Source organism: Paenibacillus sp. S33 (genome assembly GCF_053615415.1).
Genome location: NZ_JBSIEZ010000001.1, coordinates 694,643 through 718,084, shown reverse-complemented (window position 1 = coordinate 718,084; position 23,442 = coordinate 694,643). Strand labels below are relative to the sequence as shown.

Genomic DNA, 23,442 nt, shown 5'->3' with positions numbered 1-23,442 from the left:
CTGTTCACTATAATAGACTGTGCGAATTGAATCTGAATTAATTCCTATGACCTGATGAAGAATTCAAATGAATTCTCATTAAGGTATACTGCAAATCGTCTGCCTCACCTGGCAGTTCCTCAACCGATTCAATCATACTCTGACCATCCGGGACAATGACTGGTGTAATGACGGGATATCCGGATTTCTGAATCAGATCACGGTCAAATTCCATCAGTAGTTGTCCTTGCTCCACGGTTTGATTGGTCTCCACATGCATGGTGAATCCCTCACCCTTCAGTGACACCGTATTGATCCCCACATGTACCAGAATCTGTACACCTGTCGAATGCTCCAAAATCAAGGCATGCTTGCTTTTCATCATGATATGAATAACTTTTCCCCTGAATGGGGCAAGAATCTTGCCATCCTTCGGTTCCACTGCAATACCTTGCCCCATCTGCCGTTCGGCAAAAGCCGGGTCAGGAACTTGTTCCAGCGGTACAACACGTCCTCGTACGGGAGTCCTCACTTCAAGCACATCTATTGCGGTATTTTGCGGAAGCGAGTCTTTTTGTACGGAATCATTGGCTGGTGCAGCCTGACGGCGCTTAGTTAACAACTTGCCATACATTAAAGTTAAAGCAAATGGCACAATTAACACGATCGCCATCCCGATGAAGAATACACCCCAGTTGTTTGGGAAAATAGACAAGAAGCCTGGAATCCCGCCCACACCAATGGAAGAAGCCATCACATGATTTACGGTGAGCAGTATACCCGCAATACCGGAACCGATCATTGCGAATACAAACGGATATTTATATCGGATATTCACCCCGAATATGGCAGGCTCGGTTACACCCAGAAATGCAGACACTGAAGAGGTAAGAGCCAATCCTTTTCCCTTTTGCTCCTTCAATACCAGCATCATTGCCAGTGCTCCGGCACCCTGAGCGATATTGGACAGCGCCAGCATCGGCCAAAGGAATGTTCCACCCTGCGTACCAATTAATTGCACGTCCACCGCCAAGAAAGTATGGTGCATTCCCGTAATCACGAGCAAGGAATACAAGCCTCCATAAATCAGGCCTCCCAGCGCAGGAGCCAAATCGAAAACGTATACAAGACCAGACGTAATAGCATTACCAATCATAAAAGTAACCGGACCGATCACTGTAAAAGCCAGAAATCCCGTTATTAATAATGTAATCGGTGCTACAAGTAACAGTTTAAATGAATCCGCTATCTTCTTATTTAGGAATTTCTCAATGTGCGCGAGCACGTAAGCGGATACTAAAACGGGTAAAACCTGTCCTTGATAACCAATCTTGTTCACTTCCCACCCAAACAAATTCCAAACCGGGACGGTTCCTTTGGTAACGGCATCTGCATAACCGTATGCACTTAGCAGATCTGGATGAACCAGAATCAAACCCAGTACGATCCCGAGTAAAGGACTGCCGCCAAACCGGACAACAGCCGACCATCCAATTAAGGCAGGTAGAAATGTAAAGGCGGTGCTGGCAATGGTATTAATGATAGCAGCAAAGTCGGTCCATTGAGGATAGACTTGAACCAGAGCCATACCTTCGAAGAAGATTCCCTTGCCAGTCAAAATATTATTTATTCCAAGCAATAAGCCTGCAGTCACGATTGCGGGCAAGATGGGGATAAAAATATCTGCCAGCGTCTTGATGGCACGCTGAATTGGATTTTGTTTTTTGCTTGCCGCATTTTTGACATCATCTTTAGAAGCCCGACTACCTCCTGTAATGGAGATCATTTCGTCATATACTTTATCCACCAGACCTGGGCCAATCACGACCTGATATTGTCCTTGTGAAGAAAATTGACCTTTAACCAGATCATTTTGTTCAAGTGCATCTTTATTAACCAGCTTATCATCATAAAGGGCAAATCGCAGACGAGTTACGCAATGCGTAGAGGCCTCTATGTTGTCTTTGCCACCAACGGCTTTTATAATGTCTTCTACCTGTGATCTTTCAATCGCCATTTAGCCCACTCCCTTAACGTTTGCTCATTTTAAAGTAGCAACCCCGGTTATCAAAATAACGTGCCCGGGGTGCTACTAGATGTCTCCATACTATTCACTAAGTCTACGAACAATCCACATATATGAAGCATATGGGGTTAAAGAGATCACTTGTTTTAGCTCTGGGGCGTGCTGGGTATTACCAATTAAGAGCTCAGCCGCATCCAACGCTTGATTTATTAACCGTGAATAAAATGAATCCGGTATACGGAATTGCGCATCCTGTCCGCTAAAATTAGAGATGACGATCAAAGTCTCCTCTTCATTGCTGCGTTGATAGGCGTAGACCTGAGGATGAGCTTCGTCCAAGCGTTGATAATTCCCATCGGTAATGACTTGCACCGTCTTACGCAGATGAATTAGCTTACGATAATGGTGATAGATAGAGTTCGGGTCCTCTAACTGAGCCTGAACATTAATCTGTGGATATCGTTCATCTACTTTAATCCAAGGAGTGCCTGTAGTGAAGCCCGCATTGCGAGTGCCATCCCACTGCATCGGTGTTCTCGAATTATCACGAGACCGCTCTCGAATGATATTCAATGCTTCTTCTGCACTTTTGCCTTGCTCCTGTAAAATACGATACATATTCAGAGATTCAACATCCCGAAACTCTTCAATGTCTGCCCACTGCGGGTTGGCCATCCCAATTTCTTCACCTTGAAATATATAAGGTGTACCTTGAAGACCATGTAGCGTGGTTGCCAGCAGCTTGGCGCTTTCCGCATGGTATTGGCCATCATCCAAAAAGCGAGAGATTGCCCTTGGCTGATCATGATTATTAAAAAACAATGCACTCCAGCCGCCACCCTGTTGCATGCCCGTTTGCCAATCCGAGAATAGCTTTTTCAGCATTTCAAAATCATATGGCATGAGTTCCCACTTCTGTCCATTTGGGTAATCCACCTTCAAATGATGAAAATTAAAGGTCATGGACAATTCTTTTCTCTCTGGATTGGAATAACGGATGCAGTGCTCTAGGGAGGTAGAGGACATCTCACCCACAGTGACGCTATTTTGTTTGGCAAATACTTTCTCATGTAACTCATGAATGTATTCATGCACATGTGGACCGTCCGTATAATATTTACGTCCGTCGCCAGGAACCGTGCTCCCATCATCATTCGAGAATTGTTGATCTTTGGAGATCAAGTTAATGACATCGAGCCGGAAACCACTGACTCCCTTCTCAGCCCAAAATTCCAGCAGATTGACAACTTCCTGACGGACTTTGGGATTTTCCCAGTTTAGATCCGCCTGAGTCTTATCAAATAGTGTCAGGAAATATTGGCCTGTTGCCTCGTCATATTGCCAAGCAGGTCCACCAAATTTGGAAACCCAATTGTTTGGTGGTCCACCATCGGGTGCTGGATCACGCCAGATATAGTAGTCCCTATACTCACTATCCTTAGAAAGCCGTGCCTCCTGAAACCAGGCATGTTCTGTGGAAGAATGGTTAACCACGATGTCGATCATTAAGTACATCCCACGTGCACGGATCCCCTCGCTCAATTCTTCAAAATCCTGCATTGTTCCATAATCAGGATTAATCTGGCAATAATCAGCCACATCATACCCGTTATCACGTTGTGGTGAGACATATACAGGCTGCAACCAGACAATATCAACACCCAGTTTTTTTAAATAATCCAGCTTTTGCGTCAGTCCTCTTATATCACCGGTTCCTTTGCCCGTCGTATCGTTAAAACTTTTGGGATAAACCTGATAGACTACTGATTTACGCCACCAATCTTTATCTTGAGGAATTAAAGTCTTGTTCATTGCTTCCATTCATGCTCATTCCTTTCTTGCGAAATGAAGTAGCGTAAAAATAATATAACGCTTTCAACATCTTGTATATACAAGATTAAGTCATGTATATACAAGTTGTCAACAGCTTTATCTATTAAGGTAATACCCGTTTTGCAGCTAAATGATCAGGAGACTCATCCATCCTGTTCGATTGTATGTTATGACTCGTAGAATAAGCTCAATTCACACGAAAAAAAGGCTCCTGCCTATAGTCAGGAACCCTTCTTTTCTATGATGAATAAGGTGCTCATTTACATCCATATCGATAGTGCACTATAAAGGAGCAATAAGGACATTATGATATTGAAGGAACGCTCATGCTTATTCAAGAAACGTTGAAACACAGCGCCAAAAATCGCCCAGCATACTACAGCTACAAAACCAATACAGGTCAGGAGTAATGAAATCGTAATAAGCTCTATATACGATACATCATAAGGCATTACAAACGTTGAAATGACCGTAATACCATACAAAATGATTTTTAAATTGATAAATTGCAGCAGCAGTCCTGATTTGAAGGAATATCCCTCATTGTGATCATTATCGTCCGTAGAGGATTTGCTCCTTGCAATTTTCACCGCCAGATAGAGCATGTACAGACTGCCGAGGACATTCATCCAGATCTTAACTCGTGGCAAAAAATGATACAAAGCAAGATTAAAATAGCAGGCTAACAGCATAATAGCGAAACAGCCTGCTGTTACTCCCAGCAAGAATGGGAATGCTTTTTTCAAACCCAACCGTCTGGCACTGTCTAAAGACATAATATTGTTGGGACCTGGCGTAAAGCTGGTAACAAGTACATAAGAAAGGAACGGAATAAATGGCATGCAACAATCAACTCCAGTATGTTATAATTGAATGAAATGTACGTTGAAACGCACATTTGTACTTTATGATTGTACAATATGTTCTTTATAAAGCACAATAGGAGCGAAGAATTATGGAGAATATTAATCTGATTTTAAGTAAAAATTTGAAATATCTAAGAAATGAAAGAAAATTAAGTCTAGATAAATTAGCTGATCTGACGGGGATCAGTAAAACGATGCTCGGTCAGATTGAGCGGGGAGAATCTAATCCCTCGATTACAACCGTATGGAAAATTGCGAACGGCTTGAAAATCTCTTTCACTGCTCTGATTAATGAACCACCTGCAGATGCGGTAGTCGTTCCTAAAAGCAAAGTACAAGTGCTTGAAGAAAATAATCACTATCGGTTGTATCCGTTTTTCCCCTATGAAGGAAGTAGAAATTTTGAGGTTTACACCGTAGAGATTGAAGCAGGCGGGGAACTGAGTTCAGCGCCGCACCGTGAAGGTACAGAAGAATTTATTACGGTATTTGAGGGTGAGATGGTGGTAAAAATCAGCGAAGAAATGTACACGGTTAAAGCTGGAGATTCGATCCGCTTTAAAGCAGACCGGCCACACATTTACTATAATCTAGGAGAAACACTGGTTCGGATGAATATGATTATTTATTACTCTGTATAGTAGTTCAATCTTGAAGACTATAAGTGTTCAAGTCTTTAAATTCAAATGATCCTATTAAAATAAGAAGCCCTTTTAATAGGATCATCGGTACAAAATATTAAACGATTTACTTGTATGCTGTTTAGGAGATTTTAATTTGCTTAATTATTCGTGCCGGATTTCCAGCTACAACCGTATTGTCTGGAACATCCTTGGTTACTACAGCTCCTGATGCCACGACGACATTATTACCTATCGTAACACCAGGATTGATCACTGCTCTCCCGCCGATCCATACATTGTTGCCAATCTTAACAGGCTTTCCATACTCTGGGCCAGCGATTCGTTCAAACGGATCTATGGGGTGAGTTGCTGTGTAAATATGGACTCCTGGAGCCAGGAAACAATTATCTCCAATGCGCACTTCGCAAACATCCAAAATGGTACAGTCAAAGTTGGCGTAGAAATTTTCCCCAACATGGATATTGTATCCGTAGTCACAGCGTATGTTGGGTTCCATGCCTATATTTTCACCAGTTGATCCGAAAAGCTCCTTAAGTAACTTTTCACGATACTCACGATCCGTCTCTGCCGTCTGATTAAAAAGACGTACACATCTTCTCGCATACTCTCTTTCTTGCGTTAATTGAGGATCAGCAGCTACATACAGTTCCCCATCCATCATCTTTTGTTTTTCCGTTTTCATAGTCATGCGACAATCCCCTTTATATTTTAATTTGATTTCTTTTCTTTCATCTCAATGGGTTGGGCAGCACCGGATATCCAACCAGCAACAATAACGCCAATGAGCACTACAACTAAGGCATGCAGGAGACCCACATGTTCACCTAAAAACCCTAATCCCGGAGGACCCACTAAAGAAGCAATATAACCGATCGTGGCTACGGCTCCTACCCGGATAGCTGCACCACGAGGATCATCTCCGGCAGCAGATAAGCCCACAGGAAAACCAAGTGAGGCTCCAAGCCCCCATAATACGACGCCCAATCCGGCTATGAAATAATGCTGCCCCCAGATCACTAGAATGATACCAACAGCAGCCAGGACAGCACTTCCTTTCAACACAGTAACGCGGCCGTATTTATCCAGTATGAATCCTCCGGTGAAACGTCCAATGGTCATCGCTGCCACAAATAGACCATACATATAGGAACCTGTTAAGGAATCTACGCCATAACCATCTACCATCGTTAGCGGTAGCCAGTCATTCGCTGCCCCTTCTGCAAATGCCATACCTAACACGATGATACCAATCAGTAGAATTCGTCTTTCTTTCCAGACAGCAAGCTGAAGCTTGATATTAGATCCAACCTTTTGTGTAGAAACATCCTTTTCTTTACCTGTATCGCGGGGCAAATAACGATACAGGTAGAAAGTTACTGCGGCAATCATGACAGCCAGTACTCCAAAATGGACCACAACAGGAATATGTAGTGCCGTCGCTCCAGAACCGATGACAACTCCTACAAGTGTCCCCATACTAAATGAACCGTGAAAAGCCGGCAAAAGCGTTTTTTGCAATTGATTTTCTACCGCAGAACCTTCGACATTCAGAGCTACTTCTGCTGTCCCATAACCACCTCCAAAGATGACTAAACCAGCAAACACGATGCTCGTGAGCGAAATTGCAGTTCCCAACCCTACAATGACAAAACCGCTTACAATCAAAATCGCACTTCCCAGAATGACCGCCCGTCCACCTATACGGGAAATAATATTGCCCGCACTAAGTAGTCCCAATAAAGAACCTGCGGCTAATCCAAAAATAATGATTCCCATTTCGGCAGTCGAGACATGCAAAATATCCCGTATAATAGGCGTTCGAGACACCCAGGAAGCAAAAGCTACACCTGGTAAAGCGAATAATAAGAACAAAATATTACGAATTACCCGAGGATTCATGGATGGTTCTACTGGCATTTACTTATCTCCTTATCACCACTTTTTATTAATCTTTTAATAAGTTATATTATAATTAGTCATTTTATTCGTATCCAAACTATTTGTCAAAAGAGAATTATAGTACCGTCAGTTGTAAACATATAAAAAAGGCCTGAGCAGGTAAAGCATGAGCACTCATCACCTATTCAGACCTTTTAATTAAACTATACGAGCTTTATACTGAATCAACCTTGAATTATCATTTGCGTTCTTGTTCTATTTTCAGTCTGGTTTCTCCCAGCAACCCTCCATCTGCTGACGCTTGAAGCAACAACTCACCAGCCACATAACCGGACTGTACAACAACGAGACACCTTCCTCTGTGTGTTCGTCTCTCATTCCCCTTGAAGGATTCATCGCTGGTGAGATCACCATTGTCTATTCCAAGGATACGACCATCACCCTGTAGTTTAAAGGCTACATCAAAATTCTGGTTAGGTACAATGATCCCGTTTTGGTCTATGACGGTTACTTCTACATGAGATATCTCATGCCCATCAGCAGGTAGGATTACCCGATCAGCCTCCAACTTTAGAGCATAAGGAAGTCCGGCAGTGGTTAATTCATGCTCACAAACCTTATTGTTTCCATTACGACCCACAGCCCGGATTTCGCCCGGTGTATAGGGAAGCTCCCATACGATCAAATGATTAGGATAATCCACTAACTTCCTCTCACCGTATGATTCATCATTCACGATCAATTCCACGCTCTCACAATTGGTGAAGGTAACCAACCGTATTAATTTTCCAGCGTATTCAGGAAATGTCCAGTGATCTTCCATGGCCGGAGATCTCCAGTGCATCGTCCATGTCGGATTAAATTCCGATTTCATATGTTCGTTAAATACGGCTATGTGCACAACAGGCTGATTAGACCATAAACTTTGTTGGAGATAAGATACTGGTTTGCGGAATCCGCAAGTATCAATCAGGCCCGAGGACCACCCTTTGGAGGGATAGCTCGTTTCTCCCAAATAGTCAATTCCACTCCAAACAAATTGACCGATCACATAATCATGATTAGCGACATCAAACCAGGGATTCATAGGCAAATAACCTTTAACTCGGTTATCCTTACCCCGATAGTATGGGAAAGTTTCTGTTCCAAGGATTAGCGTATCCGGCATGGCCGCCCTATAGTGCTCATACCACTGCTCCTGATAGTTTAACCCTAGAACATCCACTCGTTGTGCCAGCTGTTTGGTATGCTCCACTTTGGCCTCAATTGAACCCTCACGCAAGCTGATCGGTGTATTATGCGGCTCAAGCGCACATGTAACTGGTCGAGTTGGGTCTTTTTCATGGCAGAAACCTACGAGCTGCTCCAACATTTTGAGCATGGATGGCTGACCTTGATTCTCCACTTCATTCCCAACGCTCCACATGAAAACACTGGGATGGTTCCTGTCCCTGAGCAACATTGCTTCCAGATCTTTTTCCCACCACTCATCATATAAATGCTCATAGAAAAGGGATTTCCATTTGTCAAAAGCCTCATCAACCACCAAGAACCCCATCTGATCACATAAATCTAATAATTCGGGCGCCATCGGGTTATGAGCAAAACGGATCGAGTTACAGCCCATTTCCTTCAGCTTTTGAAGCCTTCTTTTCATGGCTGTATCATGGTAAGCAGCCCCCAGACAGCCTAAATCATGGTGAATGCACACTCCCTTTAGCTTTAAGCTGTCCCCATTCAGAAATAAACCTTTTTGGGTGTCCAGCTTCACTTCTCTTATGCCAAAAGGGGTACAATAACGATCCACCTCTGTATTGTCACAATAAATTGTCGTTTGGGCTTCGTAGAGCACTGGGTTGTCCGGTGACCATAGTTCTGGCTCTAAAACTCGCGTTTTTTGCTCTATTTTCCCCGTTTCACAGCTCAAAAGAGTGACTCGGTTTTCAACTTTTCCTTTGATCTGTCCCTGTGGGTCCAGCATTTCAGTCATAATCGTACACTCTACGGCATGCGCGTGATGATTAGTGACCTGGATTCTGGCAGTTACCTTGGCTTCATCTGGCGAAATTTCAGGTGTGGTAATGTAAGTCCCCCATTCGGTTATATGAATATAATCCGTACAAATCAGCCAAACATTACGATAAATACCGGCCCCGGAATACCATCTGTCAGGTGAAAGAATCGTATTGTCCACTTTGACGGCAATCACATTCTCCTCATCCCACCGAATATATGGAGTCAAATCATATTGAAAGCTAACATATCCATAGGGCCGCTTGCCCACAAAATGTTCATTGATCCAAACCTCACTGTTACTGTGAATGCCATCAAATTGTATGTATACGCGCTGTTTTGGAGAGGAGGGCTTCACATTAAAATGCTTTCTGTACCATCCGACAGACCATCTCGGCAAATAAGCTTGATTGCCACCATACAGCATATGTGGATCAAAGGACTTCTCAATGCTCCAATCATGAGGGACTTGAAGGAGTCGCCAATGCTCATCGTTGTAGTCCATTTTCTCAGCACCTGCGTAATTACCTTCTATAAACTTCCAGCCCGTTTTGAACGGCATATTCACTCTGCTTCCCATCATCTTGCCTCCATTTCATAAAGTGGATGAACGGATATAACAGCAGTGCTGGATGACCATCACAAAAGACGTGTTCTCATTACAATATTTGAAACACCGGGCGATCTTCAATAAAGTGTACGGGGAGCATTGGAAATTGAGCGGAAAGTACATCTGCGAGATACTTCATCCCAGGTGCTTCACTTTCAGCATGTCCCAGCATGATAAGTGCTTTACTTTGACCTTGATAGACAGCATCTTTAACATATTCTGGTGTTTCCCATTCTGGGCCTTCACCGGCAATGACTAAATCTACATTTTCATTTAGAAATAATGGAATGGCTAGATCACCACCTCCCCTGTATCCTACTGAGATTCCCACTCGTTCACATGGCATGGAAACCTCACCAGCCACCCGTACATAACGAATATGTAATTTGGCTTTAATATATTCAGCGATCTCCTGAACTTCCATAACCGGAATAGTCAAAATGGCGGCCGTCGGCTGCTGCTTCACAATGTAGTTGTGCCAGCCAAGCGCCTGAAGTAGCCCAACCATCACTCCATCCGGTTGATAACGGTGTATGGTGTCATGAAACCGATAAATGCCTATACCTGCATCGGCAATGAGGCGAGATTTTTGCAAAAAAACAGGATCATGTAGTAAACATTCATGCATCCTCTGATGACTATAAAAGATGCCTTCATGCGTAATGATAAAATTTGCACCTAGAGAAATAGCTTGTTCTATCACATACTGCGAAGCGGAGAAAGCGGTTACAATTCCGTATACTTCAATATCTATAAATCCTGGTTCCAGCAGATCTACGCTGGTGTTGGGTATGCTTATTCCCTTGGTCAGATGATTCACAACCTGCCCCATAGTCATGGTCATACACGTTCCCTCCTCATGGATAAGGTATATCAATTGTACCATTTTATTTCAATCATAAGTGCTATTCTTTCTAGCAAAACAGCCAGTTCCAAAGGAGCCAGCTGTTTTACGAATGGTTCTATTATTTATACAGAACCCCTAAAATAAAGTCGATTCGTTCTTTTGCCCCTTGCCAGGATGTCATGACGGGGAACTCATATTGCTCTCTTGCTCTCAGATTCCATGGATGAGGAATGCAAAGCACCTTTTTCCCCGCCTCTAGCGCAGGCACTAAATTATGAGGACCATCATCAATCAGGAGATCATAGTTAATCAGGTTTTTTCGTTTACATGGGAAAAAGTTCTCAATCGGTATGAATGGCATATGTCTTTGAAGCCAGTTCCATTTCTCTACGACGGTCTTGGGTTCTGCCGCTGTCACAATAATGACATCAAAAGCATTGCAAAGCTTTTCCATTTCTTCTACAACATACTCGTCAAATAGTTCAAGTTCCTCAAACAAACCCGGTCGTCCATAAAATACATCAAGCGTGCTCTTCGGATGACGTAGATGATCAGTGTTCCAATCTAACATTTCTTCATACCGAAGCGGATGAGTGGGAAATTCACTATTGTTATGGTATATGGCTCGTTTGACGAGATGACAGATGGTATCGTCCATATCGACTGCAATGATTGGTTTTCTCATCAGCTTGCCCCTATTCACTCTGGTAAAATTTTTCATAAGAATATCATACTATAATTTAATATCGTGGTGAAGCTTGGGGATGAGTTGTCCGTCATCAGGATAGGTTTAGGAGGAGTTTTCTCCAAGGCAACCTGACGGATTGGGGAAAAACTGTAGTTAACGGAAGCAACGGGATCAAACAAACATCGAAAAAAGCCGGTATCTACTAAAAACACATTAAGAAAATAAAAAAGACTCATGTATTCACTGGCTGATTACTTTATGTAGATTATTCTGGAAAAGAATCACCATATAACCTTCTGGGTTATATGGTGATTTTGATTTCATATACAGGTACAAGGTTAACCGAACCGATATCTACGATACGTTCCTTTGTCGTCTCTTTCCAGCCCGCCATAGTCGTATTGCTGTTGAGAACCTTACCCTTTCGAATGGAGGAAACATATACGTACAACCCTTGCTCGATGAGCCGATGTTCAAATGCTTTCAAACCTATTTCCCAGGTCGTATGGTTGCAGAAATTATCATTGATCAGTTCGCCATCGATAAAAGCATAACCGATATCTCCAGTATAATCGATACGCAGCAGAGCTTCCTTGATTCCATGAAACGCATCTGTTTCGAAATCAATAGTAAATTTATCTTTATTTACCCTTTTCAAATTGAAATGGATTTCTTTCTTAGGAGCCTTTAAACGATACGTTTTGAATAATTCACTTTCTGTTATTTCAAGCAGTTCTCCACCGGAAATAGATGTGAATGAGGCGTCAAAATCCGGGAATACACTCAGGGTTACCATTTCTTGGTCCGTTGATTCCAGCCTTAGATCGCCTTCAGATACAAGTACATTGGCATTTGTCAGCATCACTCTGTCGCGGCCTTGCATGTTCACCTTCCAAAATGTAAGACTTTGCTCATCAGTCATCGTGTAGATGGCAACTTTTTGGCCACTTTCAGATACCAGATGGATGAGACTATCCTCCTCTTCAGCAACCTTAATGATCGTGTTTCCATCGAATTGCTCTATCGAACCTTTGTCGATTGTGGCACTGATGATATCTTGTGACTCCATTGCATACGTTCCTTTCATGCCCTCTGGTACAAAGAAAAAATAATATACTTCTCCATCTTCTTCTATCCTTGTTATCAGCTGTGCCGTAGCATATTTAAGCATTATTCCATCTAAATTGAAGTTGAATGGCAATATGGCGAAGCTATCATGTCCTAACGTCAGATCACCTTGACTAGGAATTACAATCGTTTCCTCAGGCAGCTCAATGCTCACATTAAAATCGCACAGGTCGTCATTTTCGACATGGTCTTGGAAATTATTTAGAAACAGGTACCCCGATCCGGCACTGGATCGCACTGCATATCGTAACGTTTCCACATCATAAGGGTCCATCTGGGACGTATCCCCTGGCAGAATAGTCTTTGTTAGAGAGAATTGCTTTTGGAACGTTGAAAAGAAGTAATGTTGCAGCTTTGTTCTTTGGTATGACTCCCTTACTTGACCGAATTCGCCGATCATGGCGTTGAAATCATAGGATATTTTAGGGGTGGCTAGATCATTTGTATATGGGTTAACCTGACCTCGAGGATTGGAGCCCCCATGATACATGTAGTATCCGATCAGGTTACAGCCTTCTGCAACCTTCATGACAGTCATCGCTGGAACACTACGGTAGGGAAAGGCGAACCGATATTTATAAAACTGAACCATGCCGCCACCCATTTCACAGCAAGCGTACGGATAGTCTTCAGGGGCATATTGAGGCTCAAAATTGTAGCTCTTTGGAATCTTGTTATTATGCTTGTCTCGGAAAATGTATTCCGGTGTCGCAGGATGCTCTTCCATCCCTTCCAATCGTCCCTCTTCGTAGTAGATCCATGGCCAATAGGCATACCCGCCCCATAATGGCAGCATATCAGGGACAGGAGTTGTTGCTCCTCCCCATCCTGTGCACGTATAGATCGGAGTATCAATCCCCGCTTCCAGAGCTATTTCTTTAAGTTTTAACATATGCGAGTTACCGTCACTTCCGCTGTTTAACCACATATCATTAATTCCTACAGTCAACGCCCACTGGGCAGATGAATGATGATGTTCGTTTTCGATTTGGGTGCCGATAATCGGCCCCCCTTCCTTATATAGCAGCCCTTTAACCTGGGCACCGATTTCGTTATACAATCTTCTCGTATAGAACAGATACCCCTCATCATTAGAACGAACCTTAAATGGTCGACCAAATAACCAATCCGGCATACCACCGTTTCGAATTTCCCCATGATTGAAGGGTCCGATCCGAATGATGGAGTATACGTGATGTTTGCCGCACAACTCGATGAAACGACGAAGATTCTTGTTCCCACTCCAATTAAAAATACCTTCAACTTCTTCATGTAGGTTCCAAAAAATATAAGTGGCAATGATGTTTACGCCGCCCATTTTTATTTTAATGATTTCGTCTTCCCAATAGCGTTCATCATAACGGGCATAATGGAATTCACCACAAATACCGAAAAAGGGCTCTCCGTCCTTCTCCATAAAATAGTTGGTGAATCCGATTTCCTCTCCTTTTGGATTGGTCCCGCCAAGTTTGATATGTCCTTTAACAATATGCTTTTGATCGTCTTTGACTGTAACCCGATAGGTTCTCATGGAGTTCACTCCCCTCACTCGTTAATCTGAATTCAGGATAAATTGATTCCACTTGCGCTGCCAAGCGATATCATTCCAGAATGGATGATGGGGAGCACAGTTAGAGCAGAGGGTCATTCCCCAGAACCCAAGTGCCATTCCTTTTCGCAACACATATTCAGCGATAAATTTACCGACTGGGCCTTCTTCAAATTGGGCATACAGCGGCGTGTAGCCTACATAACCTTCTCCTATGACAATTGGAATGCCGGAATGACGAGTCCATTCATGAATCTCTTCCAATCGGGTGTCGGCCTTCTGCAACATGGCAATTTTATGGTCTCCATACCGATCGTACAAAAATAAATCCCATTGGTCGGGATCTACCCAGTCGTGCAAATAAATAAGCCTCATGCCGACTGGATTGCCTTCCATCCGCCAATTCTCCTCCAGAGGCAAGGTCCACTTTGCAAATGGAGGAGCGTCTTCTCTTAATAGGGATTGCACGAATGGATTGGGGAACGGCGCCAACTCATCATCAAGCCCTGCCTCTTCCATAAGCTCATTGAGTACCCCTTTAATATAAAGATGAAAATGGGCAACCTGCATATTGCGCGCGACGTAAGCTTTAGGGTAGGCTTCATTTAACGTATAACTGGCGGTCATCATGATATCAGGATGACATTGGCGGAGATATCCAACTGCTTCTTCTACGTAGGGCTGCATGGCTTCAATAAGCGCTGGTACATTCGTTTCGGCTATGCCTTCAGACGTTCCGACGGCGTTTAACTGCCCAAATTCCACTTCGTTATGCAGCTCTGTATAGATAATCTGGTTCCTATAGCCTTCTGCTGTGACGAAACGGATCAACTGATCCATTGATTTTGCAATGGCCATAAATCTCTCCTTAGGAGGTATTGCAGCTAATTCATCTCTAAGCTCAGCATGAGCCAGAAAGCTGGGACTCTGCTGATATTCCCAAGAGGATAACATAATGTAACAGTTATGAGCCTTAGCTTGTTTAAACAGTTCAAGCAAATGAGCATGCCCGTCCAGCACTGCGCCGCCATGACAGTTATACCAACGCGTACGCTGGCCTACTTCCCCAAGGTTAGCAAACTCCAAGGGACCGGGGCGTTTGCCATCCGCTGTAAACAACATGAATGGCATAGCACATATTCGGATCGTATTGTACCCTCTTTCGATCGCTTCTTTAAAACGGGCTTCAAGATCGCTGTAGGGCTCACCTTCCTGTGTCATTGTATACCAGGAGAAGTCCCACATGGTGATCGTCAATTTACGCGGTAACTTTCTCACGAGATTATTCATTTGATTTCCCCTCCCAGTCCCAGTCCATATGGTTCAATGCTCCTTGGTGGTTAGCTTCCAGCTTGAGCACGGATTTAAAATGCAAGATAGCTTCGTCCTGTCGCCTTAATCCAAGTAAACCAAGTGCCTTCATATAAGTACAATGAACCTGATTACGAATATTCAGGTCATCTTCAAAGATGAGAAAGTCGGGTAACGAGACCGCGAAATAATCCATTTTCACGGGTTCAAATAAGTGTCTTTCGGCGTAATCAATGAGCTTGTTGAATCGACGCATACCTTCCTTCACATTACCAAGTTCCTGCCAGGCCAATCCTTGGTAAAATATCATATCCGGCTGCTGATCGTTATAATACATGGCGTTAATGGGTTCCCCCAGTCCTTGAGAGGCCGTGGAAAAGGCCTGCCTTGCCTCATCTGTTAATTTCAACAGCTCATACGCGCAGCCCAAATAATAGTAAATATCGTTATCTTGGGAGCCCTCTAGCTTACCTTCGCCAAGATTCTCTGGATACACTAAAGCCTCCCGCAGCCCTTTTACAGCCTGTTCAATCCGTCCAGACCTCAGGTCGGACTTGGCAAGCTCTACCTTGGCAAGCCTATACTGTCCAGTTACCTTCCCCTCTCCGCCTTCCCATGGATGAAATATTCTCCCTGTCAGCAAGGACAACGCTACCTTATGTTGCTTCATCGTATTGTGAACGGTTACATATTCTAAAAACAGATCATCGCGAAGCTTTATGATTCCCGGATAACTCTCCATTAGATTCAATCTGTCGTTGGGCCTGATGTTCAGCTTCTTATACAGCTGGTCAAGCTCATAAAGAACACGCGCGTCTGAAGTATTGCACGCAAAGGCCTGCTCTAACGAATGGCGAGCCTTCTCTACTTGGCCTTGTTTGTTAAAATATCCAAGAGCAAGATTACGGTGAACAACGGGGTAAGTATCGTCAATGGAACGAGACGTTTCCCAGCTGGAAATGGCATCCAGATGCCGTTTCTTATCATAGAGTAAATTACCTAAGTAATAATGCGCCTTTCCATCCCCCGGTCTCGTTCGAATTGCAAATTGTAACACATCCAACTCAAACAGACTGTTAGGAAAGCAGTAGTCGGGTACTGCATCTGCGGCCTGAGCGAGAGCATTGTTCATCTGCTCATGCTTGCCGATTTTAGCATAGCAGAAGGCCTGAACGTAATACAGCATAGGGTATGTTTTCGCCTGCTCTGGAGCTTCTTCCAGCACACATGCTGCATCCTCATAGAGTCCCGCCGCCGCGTAGTCCGATGCTACCGCTATATAATTATGCACATCTCCACGCATCCATTTTTCCAGCTCTTCGAGGACCGTTTTAGCATCATCTCGTAACCCGAGAGCCTCTAAAGATAATGCTTGCTCACGGTAAGCTCCAAAATCGGCGATATCGAGCTTCATCGTTTCCTTGGAGAAGGCTATTGCCGCTTCGTAGCTACCGAGCTTACGAAGAATAGCCGACTTCAGGTTGCGTGCTTTGTAATTGTGAGCATTGCGGATGATTGAACGCTCCACGAGCTCCAATGCTTCTTCATAGTTCCCTTGTTCTGTCGCAATCTGTGCCAGTGAGAAATACCCGCTGTCTTGCCATGCCGCACTCCATACCGATTTATAAAATGCAGCGAACGCCTCATCTATCCGCTCTTGGTGTTTTAGCGACAAGCCAAGCTGGTAGTAGGCCTCACCGTCATAGGGATTAGAGTTACGCCAGGTTACCCGCGAGATGGCTTTACGAAAGCACTCTTCACTCTCTGAATACAACCCTCTACGAAGAAGTAACGTACCATATGCCACATTTATGCGGCTGTCATTTTTATCTCTTTTCAGGCCCTCAAGATAGTACGCCTCGGGTTCAAAGGTAGCATGACGGTATTGCTCCAAATGTTGTCCTGCTAAATACAATTCTTCGTTCGTTCTTAATTTCTCCGGTTCTGGCAGGGGGGCGGCGGCAGCCGGCATCTGTTCAACGTCCTTTTTTTTCGGCTGGTAGCTAATCAGCTCCCTTCCGGTCGCGTCTTTGACGGTTAAGCATAGTTCATAATCCTCATCCTCAGCCAAAATAACTGTCTTCTGTATAAAGGCCTTATTAGGTGTCAGATCTAAGGTTTCTTTAATATAAACTTTCCGCTGACTGCGTAATTCCACAACAGCCTCACGAAATGACGAAGTTACATAGACTCCAATCTGTGCTGTCCCTTCGCTGCGATTTAATTCCAGATTAACGGCTGCGTCAATTGAAGCGTTTTTGACCATACCAATATGTTTGTAAGGCATAAAATACTGCGAGAACGATTTTTCTTCATACGGCTGAAGCCAAGTGAAATCTGGTTGGTTATCGGTATATACCCCCGTCATCAACTCGATGTAGGGACCATCTTCGTCTGTTAGATTCCGGTCCCATGCTTGGCCGAACTCGCCATTTCCCCATGTCCATTGCTTTTTTCCAGGAGAGATGTGATGGTTGGCCACATGCAAAAGCCCGGCTTGTTTCATATGATCGTAACCACCTATGAAATTGTAATCCGATTTATAGGTCATATATGAAGTGGGGACAGGAATATTTTTATATCGGGAGATGTCTACGCCTTCAGAATAATCCATTTTATAATAAGTGCCTGTAGCAATCGGGAACCGGGATACATCTCGCTTTCCATGGTCGAACACGGCTGATACGTCTGGAGGAAAAACAGATTGTGTGTGCTCATGTACCGCTACGGCTGGATTGGCCCACCATAGAAACGTTTGAGGCTCGGCAGTCCGGTTGTATAGCTGGGCCCCAACTTTAAGGTATGCTTTATCCGGTTGAAGTGTAAAACCAGCTGTTACTTTTGTGCCGAACATACGATCAATTTCGCTCACCCATACCGTTGCACTTCCGTCCTCATGTTCTTCAAGCTTGTATTCGACGGGTCCATAAGTGTTGGGACGGTGATGCTGCGGCCAGTTGAACTCAATCCCTCCAGATATCCACGGCCCCAATAAGCCCACAAGTGCTGGTTTGATGACCCTGTTATAATATACAAAATCGTAACCGTTGGTCTTGTCGACCGCACGATAAATGCGGCCTCCCAGCTCTGGCATGATCTCAATGCGCAAATATTTATTTTCCAGAAAAACCATTTGGTAATTTTCAAGTTTCTTCTCATCCTCAATTTTATCAATTACCGGATGCGGATACACTCGACCCGAGCTTCCCTGGTAGACACGTTTCTCCAGAAACATTGGATTTTTGTCGGGTTTGCCAATTCCATACGTAGGGATCTGCACGGTTTCCTCCCACACGCGTGCCTTAGCATCGAAAATGCTCAATTCCATCACTCCCTCATAGTCGCCCTTATATTCAGAGCTTACAAGTAAGCGACATTACAGACAATTGACAATCCACTGTTTATGATGGATTATATACGTATTTCATCATTAGAGCTGCTTACGGCTGGGAGATGGATAGATTATGAATAAGAAAGCTGATGGATTTGAGGGTGAAAAGTTATATGTCCTTCCACCCTATATGCTGGATAAATTAAATATGAATCCGCTTACAAAAAATCTATATATTACGGATATAGGCTGCTTCAGCCATGCCCGCCATCATTTTCGTGAAAGAATGCACGGATGTGACTCTCATATATTCATCTACTGTGCCAGCGGAAAAGGTTGGATACGAACAAAGGATGGCCTAACGATTGACATGGCGGAGCGAAGCTTTGCGTACATTCCTAGGGACATGCCGCATGCTTATGGGGCTGACGATGGAGATCCTTGGACGATTTACTGGTTTCATCTTAAGGGGGACCAAGTTGATGACTTTATGGCATTATTTGAGCCTTTTAAAACGTATGTTTCGATGGCCGCCAGTGATGAAGTCAAACTACTGGAGCTATTTCATCAGTGTTACGACCTTTTACTGAACAAGTCATACTCCATTATACATTTAGTCCAAGTATCGCAAACTGTCCGTTATCTGCTGAGTTTTGTTGTATCCGTTGCATTTCGCAAGGAAGACAGTACGTACCAGAGTCATGTGGATAAAGCAACACGCTATATGAGTGAACAATTGGAATCCACCGTTTCGCTTGAGGAGCTTAGTCGGCATGTTCAGGTATCCAAGCAGCATCTGAACTTGATATTCAAGCAATCCACCGGCTACTCTCCTGTCGATTACTATTTAAGAATGAAGATACAGAGGGCCAGTCAGCTTTTAGATTTGACGAATGCTTCTATTAAAGAAATTAGCATACAACTCGGTTTTAGGGACCCTTACTACTTCTCCAGACTATTCAAAAAAATAATGGGCTGCTCTCCTTTGGAATACCGAAATAATTTGAAGGGTTGATCTATGTTCATCAAGAGCGTTCAAATTTGCTTCTATCGGGCTACCGCAAGGTCACAGATCATTTACGAATCGGGGGTGCAAGGTCTATACTTAAGGTTAAAAAAGGAAGTTTTGTATGCTCCTCACGTTGAATCGCAGACTAAATGCAGCTATGCCGCTAATTACACCAATCAGCATTCTAATTGGCGTCCTAATCGGTACGCCGTTGTCAGAATATACAGAACTCTCTCCCTGGCTGTTTGCATTCATGACCTTCGCGGGCAGCATCAGTATGGGGTTTAAGGATTTTGTCCATGTGATAAAGCATCCTGGTCCACTGATCGCCTGTCTGTTTATTCTTCACCTGGCTATGCCGCTTCTTGCCATGATGCTGGGGCATCTGGCCTTCAATGATGATCCTTATACGATCACTGGACTTATTCTTGGTGCGGCTATCCCTACGGGCATTTCCAGCTTCGTGTGGGTCAACATCTATAAAGGCAACACGGCGCTGACATTGGCGATCATTTTAATTGATACGATTTTGGCCCCATTTGCCGTTCCGGGCATCATGTCCCTGCTGATCGGAGCGGATGTGCAGCTCGATACCTGGGCGATGATGCAGAGCCTATTCTGGATGATTGTCGTTCCTTCGCTAATCGGCATGGTGTTGAACGAATGGACTAAAGGGAAGATCAAGCAGGTATGGGGACCTCGGCTGGGCCCGTTCTCCAAGCTGGCTATGGCTCTTGTCGTAATGATTAACGGATCTGTCATCGCGCCTTATCTGGTCGATTTCAATCTCAAGCTTGTCGGAGTATGCCTATCCATAGTCGTCCTTGCTTCCACTGGATATGCAATCGGCTATCTGATATCAGGACTGATGCGGTGGAATAATGCAGACCGTACGGCGCTTGTCTTTAACGGCGGCATGCGCAATATTAGCGCAGGAGCCGTGCTTGCCATCACCTATTTCCCGGCCCCGGTAGCACTACCTGTTGTGCTCGGGATGATTTTCCAGCAATCCACGGCATCTCTGGTCGGATTTCTGCTGAGTCGTCGCGACCGCGGCAATGCCAAGGAAAAACGCAATACGGCCTCTGTTTCTTAATCAAAGGAGTAGCGACGGTTCCAGATGATAAAACTCCTCCTTATGAGGAGGAGTTTTGGAAGGGCGTTTCTATAAGTACATGGCTGGAAGCCTAACTAAATATGCATGCGCAATCATTTAAATGGTTACTTTCCAATTATAACATTTCTATCAAAGTCTAAAACAGCTTTTGCGTAAGATTTTGAAATTGTGACTTCACTCCATCTTTCTGAAGTTCTGATTGTAACACCTGATTAAAGGTTTGAAGTGCACGCTGGAATTTATTTTCACCTAATTCCGTAATCCGAGTATACACACCTCGTCGATCATCCTCGCATGTATGTCTTTGTAAAGCCCCGCAGTTTTTGGCTTCCATTCTCACTACGAGTCTCGATGTCGCACTTTGACTTAATCCCACCAATTCATGAAGTTGCTGCAGTCGTAATTTTTTTTCTTCGGAATGGGATATAAAACCCAAAACATAAAACTCCTTCAAGGATAAATCATAATTTTGTAGTAGAGCTTGTTCTAACTTATCATTTAAAGTGGAATGGATGTGAGACAAAGACAACCATACATCCAAAAGTTCGTTTTCATGTTGCAAGTTTAGACCACACCATTCTATATTGAAGTATCTCCACTTAGTTTAACCTATTGTATCAAGCTTAAATGGAATGGTCAAAACCCCTACAATATTTTAAATATTACAATCCGTCACCACCGAACCAGTATGCAAATGTACTATGGATGACGGTCCAGAGGAAGCCACTTCGGAACGAATCGAAGCTATTTTTTGACTTGCTGCTTTCGGTAGGGCACCCAATACAGGAATAGACGCAGCTACATCGCATACTTTCTGAGCTAATCCCAATACGCCATCTCATTTTTAAAATGTCGAAAAACCTCTTCACGATTCACGCTCTATCTCCTTTCTAGTCGTCACATTACATAGGCTGCACGTCTCAAGTAGTTGATATGTGAAATCATAATTTTCAAGGGTATATTTAACAGTAAATCATCCTTATGTATGTATCGGACAAATTAGTGATTTTGTTTACAGAAAGAACCATAACTGTGTTCAATGGAAAATGGGTAGGTTCACAATCGAACCCACCCATTCGGTGAAATTAAGTATTAATATTTTTTATTATTTTCATTATTAGTTTCTCTTTTTCAATTCTGTTCAATGATCATCTTATAGCTCTTATCTTTTTTGATCAGGCCGTTTTAATTATAACCCGGCGTTTTCTATGACAATAAATAGAGAGTATCAAGAAGGCTATCTACTTTACTTTTGTGAGCCTGGTTGGGGAGGGCTGAACAATCGGTCAAAGCGGCGCATCAATCCTTCAAGCGGACCAACAGGACGCTGAGCAAACAACAATCCCAGCAACAGTGTTGCAACTGCGATCATTACGTCGCCATACGGGACTCCGTCCAGACTGTGCCCAATCTTTGTTAGATCGAGAACCCATACCACTACAAATTGAATGGCATACATGGTCAGAGACACACGGCCGACTCCTGCGAAAGGCATTAATACAGTGGGAGCCTTTTTCGATACGAGGCACGCAACGCCCAATACCAGGATTGAAATGCCTAATCCTATCATCGTCTGGAATGTCGAAGCGGTGTGCGGAGCCGACTGCAAAAGCATATGCCACATCGGTAATTCCGTATTAAGCGGCCAAATGGCGTATTCATCTGGTGGCTGCATAGGAGCAACCCCTTGCACACTTATCAGCCATTGTTCAAAGTGAACTCTCCAATTCGGAAGTACAAAAGCGGCCAGTGCCTTGCCAATAACAAGCATCACGATACCGCTGCCTGCGAGTGAGAGGGCTGTGCGTAATTTGGTGAGGTCAAAGCGGCCAATCGCCATGCCGGCAACAAATGCAGGCATCAAGGCGAGAGCAGACATCGGACCTCCCGCGATATCACTAAGAAGATAAGCTTTCGAGAAAATGCTTAATCCAAGAATCATTAGCGGCGGGGTTGTGACGAGCAACACTGCTGCTGTTGTAACAATTGTGCGGGGCGAACGGCGAAATAACATGAGGGCCAACACAAACATAGCTGCATAGGCAGGCAAAATGATGCCATATGAAGTGTTCAACATAATTAGCAAATAACCAATAATATCAACAAATACTGCACGGGCCAGCATGCGTGCACGAAAAGCGGTCACCTCTGCTCCCCGATCCATCATACGCTGTCCCATGATCGAATAAGAAATCCCGCCGCACAACACAAATAAGAGGGTGGTCGTTCCGGAAACGAGCGCAGAAACGTTTGGGTTCGATCCGAAGTGCTGCAAGTACATTCCCAGCACCGCCAATCCTCGTACTGCATCAAGTGCAACAAGACGCCCGGTGCCCCGCCTTCTCTTCGACTCTTCTACAGAGCTTCGAGAAGGAATATCGGTGTGTGTATCGTCGTAGGTTGAATTGGATATACCTGCTGTATCTACTGCTTTTTCATCCAATTTATTAGCAACCGTCTTTTCATTTACTTGATTTTCATTCAACTGGCTGTTTACGGAAAAAGCTCGTTTTTTAATCTTTGTCTCTTCCTCATACTCTCTGACGGATCTCCTCATCAGTTTAATACTGCTTAGCAACTTGCATTCCTCCC

At 43.9% G+C, this 23,442-nt stretch carries 17 protein-coding genes; 3 read left to right on the top strand and 14 right to left on the bottom strand.

Features of this window, described 5'->3' with window-relative positions:
* Nucleotides 1–37: 37 nt before the first annotated feature.
* From treP to ACWGXJ_RS03365, 3 genes are all read right to left on the bottom strand, one after another.
* Complete coding sequence (gene treP / locus ACWGXJ_RS03375; protein WP_452566191.1) at nucleotides 38–1,996, bottom strand: PTS system trehalose-specific EIIBC component; 1,959 nt, start codon at nucleotides 1,994–1,996, stop codon at nucleotides 38–40.
* Between the two features lie 90 nt (nucleotides 1,997–2,086).
* Entirely contained in the window at nucleotides 2,087–3,826 is a 1,740-nt protein-coding gene (gene treC / locus ACWGXJ_RS03370; protein WP_069291028.1) for an alpha,alpha-phosphotrehalase, read from the bottom strand.
* A gap of 272 nt (nucleotides 3,827–4,098) precedes the next feature.
* Entirely contained in the window at nucleotides 4,099–4,680 is a 582-nt protein-coding gene (locus tag ACWGXJ_RS03365) for a LysE family transporter (RefSeq protein WP_061831118.1), read from the bottom strand.
* Between the two features lie 113 nt (nucleotides 4,681–4,793).
* Between ACWGXJ_RS03365 and ACWGXJ_RS03360 the strand changes: the two genes are divergently transcribed.
* A complete protein-coding gene (locus ACWGXJ_RS03360) occupies nucleotides 4,794–5,345 on the top strand; it encodes a helix-turn-helix domain-containing protein (protein WP_061831117.1) in 552 nt (183 codons plus the stop codon).
* A 121-nt stretch (nucleotides 5,346–5,466) separates the two neighbouring features.
* Here ACWGXJ_RS03360 and ACWGXJ_RS03355 read toward each other — a convergent pair whose 3' ends face one another.
* The 8 genes from ACWGXJ_RS03355 to ACWGXJ_RS03320 form a co-directional block, all read right to left on the bottom strand.
* Entirely contained in the window at nucleotides 5,467–6,036 is a 570-nt protein-coding gene (locus ACWGXJ_RS03355; RefSeq protein WP_165178915.1) for a sugar O-acetyltransferase, read from the bottom strand.
* 20 nt (nucleotides 6,037–6,056) lie between these two features.
* Entirely contained in the window at nucleotides 6,057–7,265 is a 1,209-nt protein-coding gene (locus ACWGXJ_RS03350; protein ID WP_452566190.1) for an MFS transporter, read from the bottom strand.
* A gap of 220 nt (nucleotides 7,266–7,485) precedes the next feature.
* Complete coding sequence (locus ACWGXJ_RS03345) at nucleotides 7,486–9,840, bottom strand: glycoside hydrolase family 2 TIM barrel-domain containing protein (protein ID WP_452567859.1); 2,355 nt, start codon at nucleotides 9,838–9,840, stop codon at nucleotides 7,486–7,488.
* A gap of 79 nt (nucleotides 9,841–9,919) precedes the next feature.
* Nucleotides 9,920–10,714, bottom strand: coding sequence for a Nif3-like dinuclear metal center hexameric protein (locus ACWGXJ_RS03340; protein WP_452566189.1), 795 nt, complete (start codon nucleotides 10,712–10,714; stop codon nucleotides 9,920–9,922).
* Nucleotides 10,715–10,835: 121 nt separating this feature from the next.
* Nucleotides 10,836–11,402 (bottom strand): 5' nucleotidase, NT5C type, encoded by a 567-nt coding sequence (locus ACWGXJ_RS03335; RefSeq protein ID WP_452566188.1) that lies wholly within the window; start codon nucleotides 11,400–11,402, stop codon nucleotides 10,836–10,838.
* Between the two features lie 304 nt (nucleotides 11,403–11,706).
* The gene (locus ACWGXJ_RS03330) at nucleotides 11,707–14,064 is read right to left on the bottom strand and encodes a beta-galactosidase (protein ID WP_452566187.1); all 2,358 of its coding nucleotides are present in this window, start codon (nucleotides 14,062–14,064) and stop codon (nucleotides 11,707–11,709) included.
* A gap of 21 nt (nucleotides 14,065–14,085) precedes the next feature.
* Nucleotides 14,086–15,372 carry a cellulase-like family protein gene (locus ACWGXJ_RS03325; protein WP_452566186.1) on the bottom strand — a complete coding sequence of 429 codons (1,287 nt, stop codon included), beginning with the start codon at nucleotides 15,370–15,372 and terminating at the stop codon, nucleotides 14,086–14,088.
* Nucleotides 15,365–18,721, bottom strand: coding sequence for a DUF5107 domain-containing protein (locus tag ACWGXJ_RS03320; RefSeq protein WP_452566185.1), 3,357 nt, complete (start codon nucleotides 18,719–18,721; stop codon nucleotides 15,365–15,367). The genes ACWGXJ_RS03325 and ACWGXJ_RS03320 overlap by 8 nt, the downstream gene beginning before the upstream one ends.
* 136 nt (nucleotides 18,722–18,857) lie before the next feature.
* Between ACWGXJ_RS03320 and ACWGXJ_RS03315 the strand changes: the two genes are divergently transcribed.
* Together ACWGXJ_RS03315 and ACWGXJ_RS03310 are read left to right on the top strand one after the other, a co-directional pair.
* The gene (locus ACWGXJ_RS03315; RefSeq protein ID WP_452566184.1) at nucleotides 18,858–19,739 is read left to right on the top strand and encodes a helix-turn-helix domain-containing protein; all 882 of its coding nucleotides are present in this window, start codon (nucleotides 18,858–18,860) and stop codon (nucleotides 19,737–19,739) included.
* Nucleotides 19,740–19,854: 115 nt separating this feature from the next.
* Nucleotides 19,855–20,829 carry a bile acid:sodium symporter family protein gene (locus tag ACWGXJ_RS03310; protein ID WP_307352252.1) on the top strand — a complete coding sequence of 325 codons (975 nt, stop codon included), beginning with the start codon at nucleotides 19,855–19,857 and terminating at the stop codon, nucleotides 20,827–20,829.
* 157 nt (nucleotides 20,830–20,986) lie between these two features.
* Here the strand turns inward: ACWGXJ_RS03310 and ACWGXJ_RS03305 are convergent, their stop codons facing one another.
* The 3 genes from ACWGXJ_RS03305 to ACWGXJ_RS03295 form a co-directional block, all read right to left on the bottom strand.
* Nucleotides 20,987–21,412 (bottom strand): MarR family winged helix-turn-helix transcriptional regulator, encoded by a 426-nt coding sequence (locus tag ACWGXJ_RS03305; protein ID WP_452566183.1) that lies wholly within the window; start codon nucleotides 21,410–21,412, stop codon nucleotides 20,987–20,989.
* A 93-nt stretch (nucleotides 21,413–21,505) separates the two neighbouring features.
* The gene (locus tag ACWGXJ_RS03300) at nucleotides 21,506–21,679 is read right to left on the bottom strand and encodes a hypothetical protein (protein ID WP_414126274.1); all 174 of its coding nucleotides are present in this window, start codon (nucleotides 21,677–21,679) and stop codon (nucleotides 21,506–21,508) included.
* Nucleotides 21,680–22,096: 417 nt separating this feature from the next.
* Nucleotides 22,097–23,428 (bottom strand): hypothetical protein, encoded by a 1,332-nt coding sequence (locus ACWGXJ_RS03295; RefSeq protein WP_452566182.1) that lies wholly within the window; start codon nucleotides 23,426–23,428, stop codon nucleotides 22,097–22,099.
* Between the last annotated feature and the right edge of the window lie 14 nt (nucleotides 23,429–23,442).